Raw genomic sequence first — 1,828 nt, forward strand, 5'->3', positions numbered from 1 at the left:
TAATCCAGAGTTGTTAAATCATAATGGNTAAACTGTTCGTCCCGAACGTATCCGCTTTGTTCGTAGAGCTGCTGGGCACGTACATTCGTTACCGCCGTGGACAAGGACAGCCCCTTCGCCTTGGCCAGCTTGGCGTGCCGCTTGGCCGCTTCAAGCAGCAGACGGGCGATTCCCTGCTTGCGGTATTGCTCCCGTATGTACAAATCGTTCAAGATATAGGACCGTTTCATGGAGATGGAGGAAAACGCCGGATACAGCTGGGTAAACCCAGCGATCCGGCCCTGCTCCACGTCCTCGGCGATCAGGATGACCGATTCCCGGTTCTCCATTCGTTCGAACAAGAAGGCTGCCGCCCCTTCAACGTCCGTCTCCTGACCATAAAATATCCGGTATAAGTCAAAAATTGCGGCAAGCTCGTGCAGATCCTCGAGTCGCGCCTCCCGGATCGTAATGCTTCTTTGGGACATCGTATGCTTCCTCCTCATCGTGTATTACATGTCCGTAATATGGCCGTTCCATTCGTAATCCTAAGCAAGCGTCCGGTCCCCCCGCGAATTAGGCTGGGAGTAGACCATAAATTCGACCGGCTCCGCCGATCGGTTCATGACCTGGTGCACCGCTCCCGGCTGCACCCTCATTCCCTGATGGGCAGATAACGTATGCACCGTACCTTCGATTTCAATATCGAGTGTGCCAAACAACACGAAGAAAAACTGCCCCGCTCTGGCGTGATAATGCCTTTGCTCACTTGTCCCCGGCGGCATCTTCTCGTGAATGATGCTAACCGTCTCTTCATCAACCAGCCGCCATCCGTCACAATCGTTTCCCCATACGTAATGCTCCGCGTTGTCTTTGCTGATCATACCGTGTTCACTCCGCACTTGTTTGCTCATGATGTACCAACCATCCGTTCGTTCAGGATATTCATGCTCCTCAGCGATTTCATAGCCCAGCTTCCGGTAGAACCGGAGGTTTTCTGGAAGCGACAACCTGACTCCCAGCCGGATCTCGGAATAACGAAGCTGTGCAGCGAGTTTCTCGAAATGCTTCATGATGGCCTTGCCCAATCCCTGGCCGCGGGCCTCGGGAATGACAGATAGCCTGCCGACGTACAAAAAGGACTCTCGGAAGAAATACTGCGCCGATCCTACAGGCTTGTCACCGGACCAAACCAGAAGGGCTCCGCCCCCATGTTCGCTGATTTTGCTCAGGATCGTTTCGGTATTTTCCGACAAAGCGCCTGAGGGCGGATGAAGCCGGCCCCGATATTCTTCAAAAGCCAGCATCATCGTCTGGTGAACGAGCTCTATTTCATCCGTGCTCGCGATTCTGATTTCATAATTCACCTGGTTTGCTCCTTCCTGATCGTCCTTACCCTCACCTTCATCATATATTTGCGGACAGCAAGGAAGCAATCAGTAAAATGAAGCCTGCCCCGAAATCAGACCGCCGGGAGTTCAACCTGCCCATACGTCCTTCACATAGTTTCCTGCCGATTCGAGCCCGGCAAGCCACCCGGCTGCTTCTTCTGGGCTCGCCCCGTGTTTGTCCCGATAGGAGCCTATCAGTGTCTCTTCTACTTGGGGTGCCATCCGGGAGCCGTCGCCGCAAATGTACAGCTTAGCCCCGGCCTCGAGCAGCTTCAGCACCAGCTCGCCGTCCTGCTTCATCAGATGCTGGACATAGCATTTATCCGTGCCCTCTACTCTGGAGAACGCCGTATGGAGCGTCACCACGCCGTCCTTTTCCGCCTGTTCAAACTCCTCACGGTATAAGTAATCATGCTCCGGATGTCTGCAGCCAAAGTACAGATGAGCCTCGCCCAGCG

General features: G+C 54.1%; 2 protein-coding genes and 1 pseudogene. All 3 read right to left on the reverse strand.

The window, feature by feature from the left end:
• Positions 1–452: GNAT family N-acetyltransferase (locus tag CPT76_RS15745; RefSeq protein WP_105444104.1), on the reverse strand; the 452-nt coding region annotated here is incomplete at its 3' end.
• A 75-nt stretch (positions 453–527) separates the two neighbouring features.
• Positions 528–1,346 carry a GNAT family N-acetyltransferase gene (locus CPT76_RS41465; RefSeq protein ID WP_105443555.1) on the reverse strand — a complete coding sequence of 273 codons (819 nt, stop codon included), beginning with the start codon at positions 1,344–1,346 and terminating at the stop codon, positions 528–530.
• Between the two features lie 111 nt (positions 1,347–1,457).
• A pseudogene (locus CPT76_RS15755) lies at positions 1,458–1,828 on the reverse strand (NADPH--cytochrome reductase); the annotation flags it as partial.

Source organism: Paenibacillus sp. AR247, assembly GCF_002968895.1.
GTDB classification, from domain to species: Bacteria; Bacillota; Bacilli; order Paenibacillales; family Paenibacillaceae; genus Paenibacillus_AQ; species Paenibacillus_AQ favisporus.